This is a genomic window from Bacillus sp. S4, from assembly GCF_040838205.1.
Taxonomy (GTDB): domain Bacteria; phylum Bacillota; class Bacilli; order Bacillales; family Bacillaceae_G; genus Bacillus_A; species Bacillus_A cereus_U.
In genome coordinates, this window is the sequence record NZ_JBFPJI010000077.1 from 1 (window position 1) to 13,847 (window position 13,847).

Here is a 13,847-nt window from a genome sequence, read left to right on the forward strand (position 1 = left end):
AGTAAATATAGTTCAAAATAAGAGGAAATAAAAAAGCCCAAATTATTCTTTTTTTGGGAAAACTGGAACAAGGAGAGTTGCTTATGCAGATCGCAGAAACTGGAGATATCATTGAATTTAAAGGTGGAATGCAAGGCCGTGTTCAAAAGGTAAATCAAAACTCCGTTATTGTTGATATAACAATTATGGAGAATTTTAGAGAACTAGATATGGAACCTCTTACAGTTGTAAGCCATAAAAACTATACTGTCATTAATCAACATGCATAATATAATAGAAAGAAAGGATCTGTATATCATACAGATCCTTTCTTTCTATATTAACGATTATCGATCTTTTCTGGATATAAATCGTGATTCATCATACGGTAGTCTGCCATTTTCTCATACTTAGTTCCTGGGCGGCCGTAGTTACAGTAAGGATCGATTGAAATACCACCACGTGGTGTGAATTTCCCCCATACCTCAATATAGCGTGGATCCATTAATTTAATTAAATCATTCATAATAACGTTCATGCAATCTTCGTGGAAGTCACCATGATTTCGGAAGCTAAATAAATATAGCTTTAAAGATTTACTCTCTACCATTCTTTGTTCTGGAATGTAGCTAATATAAATTGTTGCAAAATCTGGTTGTCCTGTTTTCGGACATAAACTTGTAAATTCAGGACAATTGAATTTTACAAAGTAATCACGGTTTGGATGGTTATTATCAAATACCTCTAAAATTCCCGGGCTATATTCAAATAAATATTTTGTATTTTGATTTCCTAATAATGTTACATCTTTTAAATCTTCATCTAATCTTCCTGCCATTTTAAACATCCCTTCTCATTATACCCCTCGTTTATTTCCCCATACTAATGCATGAAGCTGAGGCAGTACTTTCGCATCATTCATTTCTTTACAATTCACAGCTTTTTCAATAAGCCATTCATATTTTTCTAATAAGTTTTTTATAAGCACCGCATCATCCACTGTTTTCGTATCATCATTTCCTACTTGTAAGAAGAATGGTACATTCGGATAACGCTCGTGCATCTTAACTGCATATTCAAAATCTTGATCATCGAATACTACTACTTTTAAACTAAAATCTTTCTCTGCTAGTTTATGAATAACAGAATCTAACATCTGAAAATCTGTTTGCATAGTTGAACTTGGTGGTTTTGGAGAAATCGTTACCTCATCAATTTGAAGCAACCAATCTTGCCATTTACTCCCTTGCGTTTCTACCGCTGTTCGCATTCCATTCTCCTTTAATATAGAAAGAAGAAATTGCATATTTTTCAGCAAAACAGGATTTCCACCCGAAATCGTAACATGAGAAAAATTTTCTCCACCAATTTCTACAAGCTCATTCCAAATGTCTTCCGGTGTCATTTGTTTAATTTGATCTTTGGCCGATCCATCCCATGTAAAAGCAGAATCACACCAAGCACAGCTATAATCACAGCCCGCTGTACGGATAAACATTGTCTTTTGTCCTACAACCATCCCTTCTCCTTGAATGGTCGGACCAAATATTTCTAAGACGGGGATTTTACTCATCGAGCATCCACTCCCGTCTTACTTCCGCATAACTAGTCGGCGTCTCAAAAAGACGAACAAATTCAACACGAGCTCCCTTGTATTCGTTCGCACGATTATCTTTCGTTAATGCTTCTGCCATCTTTTCATAAATCCAAACGACCATATTTTCAGCAGTCGTATTCATTTCTGGCAATGTTTCGTTTAAATAACGATGATCTAAATAAATTTCTATTTCATTTTTCCAAATCTCTTTTATATCGCCAAAGTCAATTGCAAGGCCTATTTCATTTACATATCCGCTAATTCCAAATACGACTTTATATGTGTGTCCATGTAAATTTTTACATTTCCCTTCATAGCAGTGTAAATGGTGCGCTGCATCAAATGTAAATTCCTTGCTGACCATTACTCTTTTATTATGATATTTGAGTTGTTCACGCTGAATATCCTTGTCCATTTTTTGCAAATTTTCTACGATGCGAAATCCAAAAAAGTTATCCATTAGTTGCTCGCTCCTTCGCGTTCTTGTAGATACGTATCTAATCCTGCTTTACGAAGTTGGCATGCTGGACATTCACCGCAACCATCACCAATGATTCCGTTATAACATGTTAATGTTTTTTCTCTAACAAACTCAAATGCTCCAAGTTCATCAGATAATTTCCATGTCTCTGCTTTATCAATCCACATAAGTGGTGTATGAATAACAAACGGATAATCCATAGATAAATTTAATGTAACGTTTAATGATTTCACAAACACGTCACGACAATCTGGATAACCACTGAAATCAGTTTCACATACACCCGTTACAATATGACGTGCTCCAACTTGTTTTGCTAATACAGCCGCAAATGATAAAAACAGTAAATTTCGTCCATCTACAAATGTTGATGGTAATTCACCTTCTTCATGTGTAATCTCCATATCCGTTCTCGTTAACGCATTTGGAGCAAGTTGATTTAATAAACTCATATCTAGTACCGTATGTTTAATTCCTAACTCTTTCGCAATTTCCACTGCACAATCAATTTCTAACTTATGACGTTGATTGTAATTAAACGTTACAGCTTCCACTTCTGCAAACTGTTGTATTGCCCAAAATAAACATGTTGTACTATCTTGTCCACCACTAAAAACAACAACTACTTTTTCTTTTTTCATTTCACTCATTCTCCTTCTCTACTACGAATAAGAAGAAAGAACGTTCTTGAACTGTCACAATAAAAAAACAAAACAATACCTAATGATATTGTTGTTTCCATAGTTTTTTATAGAGGGAGTTCGCGAACCTCTCCCATGCAGTGCACGGAATTTCTTCTTTCATTGACAAAGATTATTGTAACATATTGTATACTACCAGAAAAAATTTCTGATTTTTTCCTCTATTTCATATTTCATTTCTTTCATTTTATAGTATGATTAATTTAATGTTAGAAGAGAGGAGGCATCCCACTGAAACTCTTTATTATTTATCTCTTTTTAAATATATTATCCATCCTTGTTACAATGCTTTTATATCATTTATTTTGGAATCAAAAAGGGAAACGCTCTCCTAAATTAAATTCAGCTATGTTTATTGTATTATGTTGCCTCGCTACCATACTATGTATCACTTTCGCAGCAAAAACAAACTATGGATTTCAATTTGATATGCGTCATATCGTATTAATTGTCGGTACATTAACAGGAGGTCCTATTGCCGGTGCTTCCATCTTAGCTGTATTAAACATATATCGCTTTTTATTAGGAGGGATAGGTGTTTTCCCATCCTTTATAGCTTCGGTTCTACTATTCATTGTTCTACTATTAACATACAAACTGTTTAACCGAAGTTCTAATCGTATAAAAATAGCACTCGCTATCTTTTACAGCCTCATATTCGGATTTGGCTGGATACCATTTTTCCTTTCAGAGGTTACAAATACGGCAGATTATATACCACATATTATCGTGTACGAACTATGTACGATGCTTGGTACAATCCTTATTTTATATTTGCTACACATATTACAAACGCAAGTTCGTCTCCAAAATGAACTTATGAATGCTGAAAAATTTCATTTAATCGGTGAAATGGCAGCTTCTATCTCTCATGAAATTCGCAACCCTTTAACTTCAACGAAAGGATTTTTGCAACTTTTACAGTCAGATACATGTTCTGAGAAGGAACGAAAATTATATATCGACATAGCCATTAATGGTATCGAACAAGCAAATCATGTTCTTACAGACTACCTAACTTTTGCAAAACCGAGTATTGAAAAAGAACAACAATTACAAGTAGAGGAAGAATTACTCCATGCGTTATCTTTAATTACACCTCTCGCCAATTTAACAAATGTTCGTATAAATTACATAAAACAAAGTACATCCTTCTTTATAGCTGGTGAAAAGCAAAAGCTGAACCAATGCCTATTAAATATTTTAAAAAACTGTATTGAGGCTATGCCCAACGGTGGTGACCTTATTCTTACATTAGTTCCAGATCATAAACATATACAATTATATATAAAAGATACAGGTATTGGTATGGATCAAGAACAAGTAAAACGCCTCGGGTCACCTTTCTACTCGACGAAAGAAAAAGGGACCGGACTGGGGATGATGGTCGTCTTCAGTGTTATTCAAGCAATGAATGGAAAGGTTGACATTATGAGTGAAAAAGGAACAGGTACAACATTTTTATTAACTTTCCCGATCATACAAAAAACGTGATGAAGTTCATCACGTTTTTTCTGTTCCTTCAACTAATTCTGCAAAAGCTTTCACCTTTCCATGCGGCTTTTGATTTTCTTTCCGAGCTTTCCAAGCGCGCTCTTCTTCTCTCTTTTTCTTTGACATACTTTTCAACTCCTTTTTCTCTTCCTCATGTAGTATTCCAAAATAAGAAATAAAACTATGCATGAGTAAAAAAGGAAAAAGAAGCGGTTCGCCGCTTCTTTTCCTTTTTCCCGCTATTTGATGACAGCCCGATTGTTGCGGACTAATAATCAGTGATATGCCCCTTGATTAAAGTTTCACTTTACCGCTGTAAAATTGCATGTTTCGCTTCTTTTAGCTGTGTAAGATGTCTTTGTTCGTGTAAATCCAGAAATTGAACCCATTGATATAAATTCAAATCATTAAAAATAGGATGTTTTAATCCATTTTCAAATAATTCTTTTTCATCTATCACACTATGAAGTGCATGAAACAATTCTTGTCGTGAATGTTCTAGTAATTGAATTCCTTGCAGTTTTTTCATTAATGTTTCTGTTGGTTTCATTTGTTGAGGAGCTTCTCGTTTATGTGTGCGATCAAGCGTAAGTTGGAGGTCTTTAAATGGAGCAAGTTTTCTTTCTTTTTTTTGCAAAGCATATACAAGGGCAGATGTGACAGACTGTTCAACTAAATGCAAATGATGCAAAATTTGAATAATACTCCATTTATCACGGCGTGGCTTTACATTCACCTCCGTATCATTTAACATTTCAATTTCTGATAACAGCGTGCTTCGTGTAGACTGTAATGAGTGGACCAAAGTTTCTAAACTAACATCCATATTAGATTGAAGCATAGTGCTTTCCCCCTTTTTGTTGGTGAAAAGGGGTGCTCCCCATTAGAAACACCCCTAAAATAATTCTGAATTTTCTTTTATTATCTCATCATTTTTCCATTATGTCGATGTTAAACATGTGAAAAAAGTGTATGTTTTTTACAATTTTGTGTCGTCAACAGCACGTAACCACTCTTCAATTTCTGTAATTACACTTTTTACACACCCTTCAGCGAATGGTGATGTTAAATTTGCAACTTCTACTAATTCTAAGAATGATTTACTTCCACCTTGCTGACAAAGATTCACATAATCTTCCCAAGCCTCTTGTCTATTATCTCTTGCACGTTTCCAAAATTGCAGTGCACAAATTTGAGCTAACGTGTAGTCAATATAATAGAACGGTGAGCTATAAATATGGCCTTGACGTTGCCAGAAACCACCACGCTCTAAATAATCATTATCTTCATAATCACGATGTGGTAAATACTTCTTCTCTATGTTACGCCATGCTGACTTACGTTCTGCTGGCGATGCTTCTGGATTTTCATATACATAATGTTGATATTCATCTACAGATACACCGTACGGTAAAAATAGAAGTGCTGAACTTAAGTGTGAGAAGTAATATTTATCCGCATCTTCTTCAAAGAATAACTTCATCCATGGCCATGTAAAGAATTCCATACTCATTGAATGGATTTCACACGCTTCATATGTTGGCCAATTATATTCTGGAATTTCATACTTACGACTTTCATATACTTGGAAAGCATGACCAGCTTCATGTGTTAATACATCAATATCACCAGACGTTCCATTAAAGTTTGAGAAGATGAATGGCGCTTTATAATTCTCGATATATGTACAATATCCACCACCAGCTTTTCCTTTTTTCGCAACTAAATCTAATAAATCATTATCGAGCATGAAATTAAAAAATTCATCTGTTTCAGCTGATAATTCTTTATACATCGTTTTCCCGTGATTAATAATCCAATCGGCATCGCCTTTTGGAGTTGGATTACCTGTAGCAAACTCAAAGTTTTCATCATAATAAGCGAGCTTTTCTACACCAATGCGTGCTTTTTGTCTATTTCTTAACTCTGTTGCAACCGGAACGATATAATCTAATACTTGCTGACGATAGTTCGCTACCATTTCAGCATTATAATCTGTACGATACATTCTTGCATATCCTAATTCAACAAAGTTTTTAAAACCAAGTGTTTTTGCGATTTTCGTTCTCACTTTAACAAGCTCATCATAAATACGATCTAACTCTTCCTCATTCTCAGCTAAAAATCCGTAGTATGCTTCACTTGCTGCTTTACGTTCGCTTCTTTCTTTTCCTTGCATAAACGGAATAAGTTGCGATAATGTTCTCTCTTCTCCTGCAAAATCAATTTTTGCAGATGCTAATAACTGTGTATATTGTGACGACAATTTATTCTCTAATTGTAAATCTTTCACTACTTCATCTGAATATGTTTTTAAATCACATTCAGCTAGAGCAAATAATTGCTTTCCATAATACGCTTCTAATTCTTCACGGAATGGAGAATTAATTAACGCCTTATAATATTTTGTTCCATAGCCTTGCACAACTGGTGAGTATTCATCAAAGAAATCTTGCTCTTCCTTATAAAAAGCATCTGTCGTATCAACAGAATGGCGAATGTAACAAAGGTTCCCCATTGTACCAAAATCATTACGAATTTCATTAATTGAATTAATTACTTGTTGTTGTTCTTCAAGCGTTTTTGCCTTATCGAACTTTTCTAAAGCAACAATAAACTTCTCTTTTAATTCTTCAATATTTGGCCGTTTATATTCATAGTCTTTAAATGACATGAACGAGCCCCCTCTCCATTATATGCATCATTACTATAATTCAATGCTTACTTACAAATCTCCTCTTATTCTTCAGCAAAATGCGGTAGATGATGTCATGAATATATGCACACAAAAAAGCCTTGGATTTCTTTATCCAAAGCTTCTTTGGAACATATCATCATTTTTCATACTTTCCAATTTTTTTTAATAGATCAAGTAATTCATCCTTCTCATCCTTCGTTAACATTTCAAAAGACTGATGTATAACTTGCTCATGACCTGGAAAAATAGAAGCAATAAAGCTCTCTCCAGACTCCGTTAATTGCGCATAAATAACACGCCTATCATTTGGGCATGGAATTCGTTTTACAAGCCCTTTTTTCTCTAGCTTATCTACAACGTATGTAATGCTGCCACTAGCTATTAAAATACGCTCACCGATTTGCTGAAGTGGTTGGCCTCCTTTATGATATAGTAATTCTAATACAGCAAACTCAGTTGGATTTAATCCGTTACTTTGTATGGATTTATTTGTAGTATCCATAACAGAACGATGTACACGGGATAGTGCAATAAATACTTTTAAAGATTGAGAAATGTCTTCTCGCTCATTATTTGATGTCATACCATTTCAACCCTTCACTTAAATTCTCCGCAACAAAAAGAAAAGCAACGTAGCACTTCATTACAACTGCCGAATGAATATTCACTCATCCCTTTTCCTTTCCCTAATGTAATGCAAATGATTCTTGAATAAAAACATGACAATTTTAACATAGTTTATATATAATGATAATAAAAAAAGAAGGAGTACCAAATTTGAAAGTCAAATTACAAAGCATAGTTTTTTACATACTGCTTGTTATACTGCCAACGATAGGGATTGGTGCCACATTTTTTTCGTATCACACTTATCAAATGCAACAGGCAAACAAACTATCTGCTCACACTGTTCTCTTCTTATATAGAGACTATTTAGACCATCACCTTGGTGAAGCTATATCTGCCTTAGAAATGCTCGCAAAAGTCGTAGGGACCGAAACTGGAAACATCAATGGGATTAAACAAATTGTACATGATACCGATGGAAATGATGAACGTTTTTCCGGTCTATATTACGCTACAACAGATGGGATGATTACAATCGCATCCGAAGGCGATTCGCCGCCTATTGACGTTTCTGACCGCCAATACATCCAAGATGCATTGCAATCTAAGAAAACAACTGTATCATCAGTTATTACAGATCGTGTTCTTGGGCATCAAGCTATTATGATTGCCTCGCCAATATTTAATAGACAAAAGGAACTCTCAGGCTTATTATTAGCAAGTTTACGCTTTGACTACATTTCATATTCTTTAAATGCTATTAAACCACAATATCATTTCGAAGTGACTGATAAACATGATGTAGTTTTTCTAACCGATGATAATAACGAAACAAGCGATGGGCATTCTAATATGCTTACTACCCCACTCCAAAGATTAAATTGGAAAGTCTCTGTTTCTCCGTTACCTATTCATCAAAAAACTTTATACCAGTGGGTTTCAATAGAGTGTATAGCTACTTTATTTTTAATGTCTATTTTATTTTTACTTGCTCAATATATGTTATTAAAACGTCAAACAAAACTAGAAAGACAACAAAATGAACTGCAAAAAATTGAATTGGTTGGAACTTTTGCAGCTAGTACAGCCCATGAAATCCGTAACCCTCTTACTGGAATTAAAGGACTCGTTGCTCTGTTAAAAGAAAAATATAAAGATGAACAGGATCAGTTTTATTTTTCAGTGATTGAACAAGAAATAGAACGTATTAATGAAATTGTAAGCGAATTTCTTATTCTTGGAAAGCCAACTGCTATCATTGAACAAACATATGATGTAAGAACGATTCTTAATGAGGTAGCATTAATTATTCAATCCGAGGCGAATCTACATAACATTGTATTTCATTTACATTTGCCAGACCACCCTGTTCATATACGTTGCTCAAAAGACCATATGAAACAAGTGGTTTTAAACATTACAAAAAATGCAATTGAAGCCATGGCTTCTGGTGATACATTAACCATTGTAGTAACAAACAACGAAAAACACGCACAATTGCAAATTATTGATACTGGAAAAGGGATTCCAAAACATATTCAAAAACACCTCTTTCATCCGTTCTTTACTAATAAAGATACTGGAACAGGTCTTGGGCTTGTTATATGTAAACGAATTGTAGAGATGTACAATGGGCATATATTTATTGATAGTAAAGAAAACAAAGGAACGACAGTTCATATAGAGATTCCATTACACATAGTATAATTATCCTTATCCTAAAAGGGTAATTATACTTATTTCATAAAACCAGCCACAAACATTCTCCAAAAATTGCTCGATTTCCCTTCATACCCAATTTGAAAAATAGGAACCTTTATAATTGAAAACCATTTCGGTGTTTGTTTTTCTTTGTAACGCTGATACTGTACGATAAGCTTGTCCAATTCTTGACTAACTTGAATTGTCTCCATACTATTTAATCCACTTGTTAATCCTAAATGAATCATTTCTTCACGTTTCATATGAATATCATGCGAAAGCTTTTCTAATGTGTACTTCCTTTTTACAGTAAACATCCATATCCCCCTTATTTTTCTTCCATACTCTCAACGTCTCTTCTACTTTAGCCCTTTAAACACTTAATCCTATTTGAATTTGAAGAATCAGAAATTTTAACATTTTCCCCCTGTAATTTACAAATCTTTACCCTCACTTTGAGAATTATTACAAATTATTCTATCTTTGTAAATACATTCGCAATAATAGACATTTTTTTCATCTTCTTTTTTAGCAAATACCAAGTAAACTGCGGATTCTCTATTTTCCATATACTTTTCTTCGACATTTTTTGTTTAATTTATATAAAAACGCAAAACATAATGATGATTGATAAAGTGAAACTTTAATCAGTAGGGGTTTTGTTCATCCCCACTGATTATTAGCCCTCACCAATCGGGCGTTTACGGGCAATGAATCCCCCACCTAACTTCTTTGCTCCAGCCGAATTTTGAGATGGGAGTCTTACTGCCCGCAAATAGCGGAATAAAATAGAAAGGAAATATTTATATGCGTAAATATACTATTACATTTCTCGTCTTCACCTTGTTCATACCCTTCTTCCTATTTCCTATTCAAGCAAATGCTCATACGAATAAGGTTGCTATTGTCATCGATGATTTCGGCAATAATATGAAAGGCACAGATAAGATGTTATCACTTCCAATTCCACTCACTGTTGCTGTTATGCCATTTCTTCCTTCTACTAAACAAGATGCAATAGCTGCCCATAAAAAAGGGCATGAAGTTATTATACATATGCCAATGGAACCAATTAGAGGAAAAAAAGAGTGGCTTGGACCAAAAGCGATTACAACAGATTTAAGCGATGAAGAAATAAACAACCGACTCGAACAAGCAATTCAAGAAATACCTCATGCAATAGGTATGAACAATCATATGGGATCAAAAGTAACCGCTGATGAAAGGATTGTACGTCTTATACTTTCTGCCTGTAAAAAACACGGTTTATTTTATTTAGATAGTAAAACAAACCCTAATAGTGTTGTCCCAAAAATCGGGAAAGAATTAGGCGTGCCTATTATTGAAAACCAATTATTTTTTGATGATGTATATACGGTAAGTCACATTTCAAAACAAGCACAATTACTTATAAAAAAAATCCAAGACAAACCCATTATGGTAGCTATCGGACACGTTGGGGCTCCAGGTGAAATTACATCACGTGTTATAGAAACTTCTATTCCTAAAATTCGTGAGCATGCAGACTTTATTTTTTTATCTGATTTAGCATTGTCTCCACCTTCTGTTTCAAAATAAGATTCATTTCTCACACTAAACAAGGTACCTATCTACATATAGCAGATAGGTACCTTGTTTAACTTAAATATAATCTACATGACTCACCCTAAATCCCTTTTTTTCTATCTTTTCAATTAATTGCTTTAATTTTTTTTCATTTAACTCATCCGATATATTTACGATAACACGGCGAATATATTGATCACCGTTATCAAGCGTAAACAGTCCACCAATATTATATGCTTTTAATAATGTCCCAAGCTCTTTAATTGTTCCCTTACAATCTTGTGTTGCAATTGTTAATATATAACCACCCGTCCGCATACCGAACGAATCCTCAATGACATCAAATACATTAGAATGTGTTAAAATGCCGACAAATTCATTATACTCATTTAAAACCGCTAAAAACGGGAGACGGCGAATAACGTAAAAAGCTCTAAAAAAAGAATCCTTTTCAAAAATAAACGAATTTGGATTTTCCAGTACATCTTCTGTACTTACATCCTCTAATCTGCTATTACACTTCTTTTCTAAAAGATCTACTTTATAAATAATCCCCGTGAATTCCTTCTCATTTTCTGCTAATACAGGGATTGCGCGGAATCCCGTTTCATTCATAATTTGTAACGCCTTTTCACCAGAATCATTCGTTTTGCAAAATGTCACCTGCTGTTTTGGCAGAAAATGATATTTAACTCGCAAAATATGTTCCTCCTTACATGTCAACATGTAATCTATATATAATAAGGAGACCTATATTTTATGAGTGAAATTTCTTTTTAAAACGCTTTCATTTTTATAGAATGATAATATTTGTGAATACATCCTTATATAACAGAACTTTTTGCCCCTTTTATCATTAAAAGCTTTACGTGATAGTTCATTAAATACTCTATACCTTCCAACCATTTTTTCGCTTCTTCTGGGGTTTTCCCCCACACGATCATTCCGTAATTATGAACAAGGACTACTCCTCCACCTTCAACAAAATTTGGAACATTATTTTCTAATAAATTAGCGAATTTCTTTTCATCTTCTACAATTGGAATTGTCATTTCTGTAATACCATCTTTTCCAAAAACACGTTCCACACTGCGTTTTTCGAATGTTACTTCTCCTTCTTTCCCATATAGCTCTGACATTAAATGACTATCTACAGTTTGCACTTGTAAAATACATTCTGCACTACTTTTTTTATAAATATCCGCATGCATAAATGACTCTGTAGCTGGTTTTTCTTCGTTTTCAAATACTGGCTCACACATGCAATTTACGACAATAAAATCTTCTTCAGAAAATACCCCTTTATCTCTTCCCTCTACATTCACTAAAAATGTTAATGGCTCTTTTGACGTACACAGCGATAAACTAATTTTTGTACCATAAAACCAATCGCGAAGTGCCAATTCTGCTTTCACATCTTTTAATTCGTTCCATTTCTTCAGAAAAAATAACATTTCGTCACCCCCGGCGTAATATTAATATAATGTTCAAATCCTTTCTATGTAAAAGGAATGTTTTTTGATTATTCTAAAAATTTAATTGAATTATCACACGAGAATACCTTTTTGTCAATACGGTTTCAGCACCTATCGGAAAAATAGGCATATCACATATAAGCACTCCTGTCTATTTCGCACCTGATTTTGTACATATAAAAAATACGTTATTCTTCTTATTAAAGAATAACGTATTTTTCTCATTTATTATTTAATTATTGCGTTATACAAAAATTGTGCGTATTGTTCACGTGTTACGAAATCATCACCTGAAAAATCACCTTTGCCGTCACCTTTTGATATATTATTGTCCGCTAAAGCTTTCACATATCCCTCTGCCCAATGACCCTTTGGTACATCTTTAAAGCTCTCTACACTATTTTCATTTTCCTTTAACTGGAATACTTTTTGTAGTACTACTGACATTTCATATCGAGTTAATACTCCATTTGGACGGAACGTACCATTACCATCGCCCGTCATAATTCCGGCTTGTGTAACTGCCTCAATAGCCCCTTCATACATATTTCCTTTCGTATCTGTGAACTTCGTTTTCTGTTCTACATTTTGCTCCAACTTCAAGTACTTTTGTATTAAAACTGCTACTTGACCACGAGTAATGTTGTCACCAAATCCAAATTGCCCATTTCCATAGCCTATAAATAACTTTTCTTTCGCTAAATAGTTAATTGCTTTCTCTGACCAATGACCCTTTGGCACATCTTTAAATTCAATTACTTCTTCCGCTACTTTTTCATTTACAACATTTTGAATAACAGACCCTGTGAAGAAGATTCCTGTATCCGCAAATGGATCTTTCACACCAAATTCATATACTTTCTCACCTGGTGTACTCCACTTAACCACATCGTTACTATACGTACCACCTTCACTCTTCAAACGAATTTTTGTAGAGATTTTACCATCTTTTTCGTATACAGGTACTTTCACTTCTTTATTTACTTCTGTTTCCTCTAAAAATACTTTTTGATTTTGAACATTGATGTAAGCCGTTTTACTTAGTTCTACAACTGGTCGAACATCACGGATTTCATTTGCAACAAAACTTAGAAATACTAACTTTTTCAAATTGCTAACTGGTGTTAAGTCTGAAATGTAATTTGCTTCCAAATCAAGTTTTTGTAAGTTTACTAGACTTGATAATGGAGTAATATCCTTTAACTCATTATTAGGTAAGTTTAAAACTTTCAACTGTGTCATCTTACTTAGAGGAGTAACATCTTTTATTTCATTTTTCCCAATCCATAACTCTTGTAATTGATTCAATTGATCAATTCCTGATAAATCTTTAACTTTATTACGCGTTAATACTAAATCTTTTAACGGTAGCGTATAAAGCGGTTTAATATCTTCAATTTGATTTCCTGCTAAAGATAAGTATGTTACATTTTTCAGCTTACTTAGCGGAGCAACATTCATAATTTTATTATTTGCTACATTCAAGTAATCTAGTTGTTCCATTTTCGCTAATGGTGTTATATCTTCAATTTGATTTCCTGCTAAATATAAACTTGTTACATTTTTCATTTCCGTTAGTGGTGCAACG

Annotated in this window: 16 protein-coding genes and 1 riboswitch; of the genes, 4 read left to right on the forward strand and 12 right to left on the reverse strand. The window is 33.9% G+C overall.

The window, feature by feature from the left end:
* Positions 1-83 precede the first annotated feature (83 nt).
* Positions 84-269, forward strand: coding sequence for a YkvS family protein (locus AB3X48_RS10530; protein ID WP_002064385.1), 186 nt, complete (start codon positions 84-86; stop codon positions 267-269).
* A 50-nt stretch (positions 270-319) separates the two neighbouring features.
* On the opposite strand, the gene queF is transcribed toward AB3X48_RS10530, so the two are convergent.
* The 4 genes from queF to queC are packed head-to-tail and all read right to left on the reverse strand — an operon-like array spanning position 320 to position 2,698.
* Positions 320-817, reverse strand: coding sequence for a preQ(1) synthase (queF, locus tag AB3X48_RS10535; protein WP_002158726.1), 498 nt, complete (start codon positions 815-817; stop codon positions 320-322).
* A gap of 18 nt (positions 818-835) precedes the next feature.
* Positions 836-1,552, reverse strand: a complete 717-nt coding sequence (gene queE, locus AB3X48_RS10540; RefSeq protein ID WP_078179566.1) for a 7-carboxy-7-deazaguanine synthase QueE — start codon at positions 1,550-1,552, stop codon at positions 836-838.
* The gene (gene queD / locus AB3X48_RS10545) at positions 1,545-2,036 is read right to left on the reverse strand and encodes a 6-carboxytetrahydropterin synthase QueD (protein ID WP_002011526.1); all 492 of its coding nucleotides are present in this window, start codon (positions 2,034-2,036) and stop codon (positions 1,545-1,547) included. The genes queE and queD overlap by 8 nt, the downstream gene beginning before the upstream one ends.
* Entirely contained in the window at positions 2,036-2,698 is a 663-nt protein-coding gene (queC, locus tag AB3X48_RS10550) for a 7-cyano-7-deazaguanine synthase QueC (protein WP_199715345.1), read from the reverse strand. Before queC ends, queD begins: the two co-directional genes overlap by 1 nt.
* Positions 2,699-2,791: 93 nt before the next feature.
* Positions 2,792-2,835, reverse strand: a riboswitch (PreQ1 riboswitch).
* Positions 2,836-3,043: 208 nt separating this feature from the next.
* On the opposite strand from queC, the gene AB3X48_RS10555 reads away from it, so the two are divergent.
* Positions 3,044-4,252, forward strand: a complete 1,209-nt coding sequence (locus AB3X48_RS10555; RefSeq protein WP_016104257.1) for an ATP-binding protein — start codon at positions 3,044-3,046, stop codon at positions 4,250-4,252.
* A gap of 9 nt (positions 4,253-4,261) precedes the next feature.
* Here the strand turns inward: AB3X48_RS10555 and AB3X48_RS10560 are convergent, their stop codons facing one another.
* The 4 genes from AB3X48_RS10560 to AB3X48_RS10575 all read right to left on the reverse strand — a co-directional run bounded on the left by AB3X48_RS10560 (position 4,262) and on the right by AB3X48_RS10575 (position 7,533).
* The gene (locus AB3X48_RS10560; RefSeq protein ID WP_000038354.1) at positions 4,262-4,378 is read right to left on the reverse strand and encodes a DUF6254 family protein; all 117 of its coding nucleotides are present in this window, start codon (positions 4,376-4,378) and stop codon (positions 4,262-4,264) included.
* A gap of 181 nt (positions 4,379-4,559) precedes the next feature.
* A complete protein-coding gene (locus tag AB3X48_RS10565) occupies positions 4,560-5,093 on the reverse strand; it encodes a DinB family protein (RefSeq protein ID WP_002149622.1) in 534 nt (177 codons plus the stop codon).
* A gap of 138 nt (positions 5,094-5,231) precedes the next feature.
* Positions 5,232-6,926 carry a M3 family oligoendopeptidase gene (locus AB3X48_RS10570; protein ID WP_002201243.1) on the reverse strand — a complete coding sequence of 565 codons (1,695 nt, stop codon included), beginning with the start codon at positions 6,924-6,926 and terminating at the stop codon, positions 5,232-5,234.
* Between the two features lie 160 nt (positions 6,927-7,086).
* A complete protein-coding gene (locus tag AB3X48_RS10575) occupies positions 7,087-7,533 on the reverse strand; it encodes a MarR family winged helix-turn-helix transcriptional regulator (RefSeq protein WP_000203343.1) in 447 nt (148 codons plus the stop codon).
* Between the two features lie 194 nt (positions 7,534-7,727).
* Here AB3X48_RS10575 and AB3X48_RS10580 point away from each other — a divergent pair, with 194 nt between their 5' ends.
* Positions 7,728-9,224: a sensor histidine kinase gene (locus tag AB3X48_RS10580; protein ID WP_016104256.1), complete on the forward strand. Its 1,497-nt coding sequence runs from the start codon at positions 7,728-7,730 to the stop codon at positions 9,222-9,224.
* Positions 9,225-9,253: 29 nt separating this feature from the next.
* Here the strand turns inward: AB3X48_RS10580 and AB3X48_RS10585 are convergent, their stop codons facing one another.
* Positions 9,254-9,535 carry an aspartyl-phosphate phosphatase Spo0E family protein gene (locus AB3X48_RS10585; protein WP_002149628.1) on the reverse strand — a complete coding sequence of 94 codons (282 nt, stop codon included), beginning with the start codon at positions 9,533-9,535 and terminating at the stop codon, positions 9,254-9,256.
* A 490-nt stretch (positions 9,536-10,025) separates the two neighbouring features.
* Here AB3X48_RS10585 and AB3X48_RS10590 point away from each other — a divergent pair, with 490 nt between their 5' ends.
* Positions 10,026-10,796 carry a divergent polysaccharide deacetylase family protein gene (locus tag AB3X48_RS10590; RefSeq protein WP_002158732.1) on the forward strand — a complete coding sequence of 257 codons (771 nt, stop codon included), beginning with the start codon at positions 10,026-10,028 and terminating at the stop codon, positions 10,794-10,796.
* A 63-nt stretch (positions 10,797-10,859) separates the two neighbouring features.
* Here the strand turns inward: AB3X48_RS10590 and cbpA are convergent, their stop codons facing one another.
* From cbpA to AB3X48_RS10605, 3 genes are all read right to left on the reverse strand, one after another.
* Positions 10,860-11,483 (reverse strand): cyclic di-AMP binding protein CbpA, encoded by a 624-nt coding sequence (gene cbpA / locus AB3X48_RS10595; protein ID WP_002140932.1) that lies wholly within the window; start codon positions 11,481-11,483, stop codon positions 10,860-10,862.
* 125 nt (positions 11,484-11,608) lie between these two features.
* Positions 11,609-12,238 (reverse strand): class II aldolase/adducin family protein, encoded by a 630-nt coding sequence (locus AB3X48_RS10600; RefSeq protein WP_016104255.1) that lies wholly within the window; start codon positions 12,236-12,238, stop codon positions 11,609-11,611.
* Positions 12,239-12,487: 249 nt separating this feature from the next.
* Positions 12,488-13,847: S-layer homology domain-containing protein (locus tag AB3X48_RS10605; protein ID WP_367959445.1), on the reverse strand; the 1,360-nt coding region annotated here is incomplete at its 5' end.

What these genes read in the sequence shown, in the direction of transcription:
- AB3X48_RS10530 (WP_002064385.1), top strand. Translation starts at nt 84, where the DNA reads ATGCAGATCGCAGAAACTGGAGATATCATTGAATTTAAAGGTGGAATG.
- queF (WP_002158726.1), bottom strand. Translation starts at nt 817, where the DNA reads ATGGCAGGAAGATTAGATGAAGATTTAAAAGATGTAACATTATTAGGA.
- queE (WP_078179566.1), bottom strand. Translation starts at nt 1,552, where the DNA reads ATGAGTAAAATCCCCGTCTTAGAAATATTTGGTCCGACCATTCAAGGA.
- queD (WP_002011526.1), bottom strand. Translation starts at nt 2,036, where the DNA reads ATGGATAACTTTTTTGGATTTCGCATCGTAGAAAATTTGCAAAAAATG.
- queC (WP_199715345.1), bottom strand. Translation starts at nt 2,698, where the DNA reads ATGAAAAAAGAAAAAGTAGTTGTTGTTTTTAGTGGTGGACAAGATAGT.
- AB3X48_RS10555 (WP_016104257.1), top strand. Translation starts at nt 3,044, where the DNA reads ATGCTTTTATATCATTTATTTTGGAATCAAAAAGGGAAACGCTCTCCT.
- AB3X48_RS10560 (WP_000038354.1), bottom strand. Translation starts at nt 4,378, where the DNA reads ATGTCAAAGAAAAAGAGAGAAGAAGAGCGCGCTTGGAAAGCTCGGAAA.
- AB3X48_RS10565 (WP_002149622.1), bottom strand. Translation starts at nt 5,093, where the DNA reads ATGCTTCAATCTAATATGGATGTTAGTTTAGAAACTTTGGTCCACTCA.
- AB3X48_RS10570 (WP_002201243.1), bottom strand. Translation starts at nt 6,926, where the DNA reads ATGTCATTTAAAGACTATGAATATAAACGGCCAAATATTGAAGAATTA.
- AB3X48_RS10575 (WP_000203343.1), bottom strand. Translation starts at nt 7,533, where the DNA reads ATGACATCAAATAATGAGCGAGAAGACATTTCTCAATCTTTAAAAGTA.
- AB3X48_RS10585 (WP_002149628.1), bottom strand. Translation starts at nt 9,535, where the DNA reads ATGTTTACTGTAAAAAGGAAGTACACATTAGAAAAGCTTTCGCATGAT.
- AB3X48_RS10590 (WP_002158732.1), top strand. Translation starts at nt 10,026, where the DNA reads ATGCGTAAATATACTATTACATTTCTCGTCTTCACCTTGTTCATACCC.
- AB3X48_RS10600 (WP_016104255.1), bottom strand. Translation starts at nt 12,238, where the DNA reads ATGTTATTTTTTCTGAAGAAATGGAACGAATTAAAAGATGTGAAAGCA.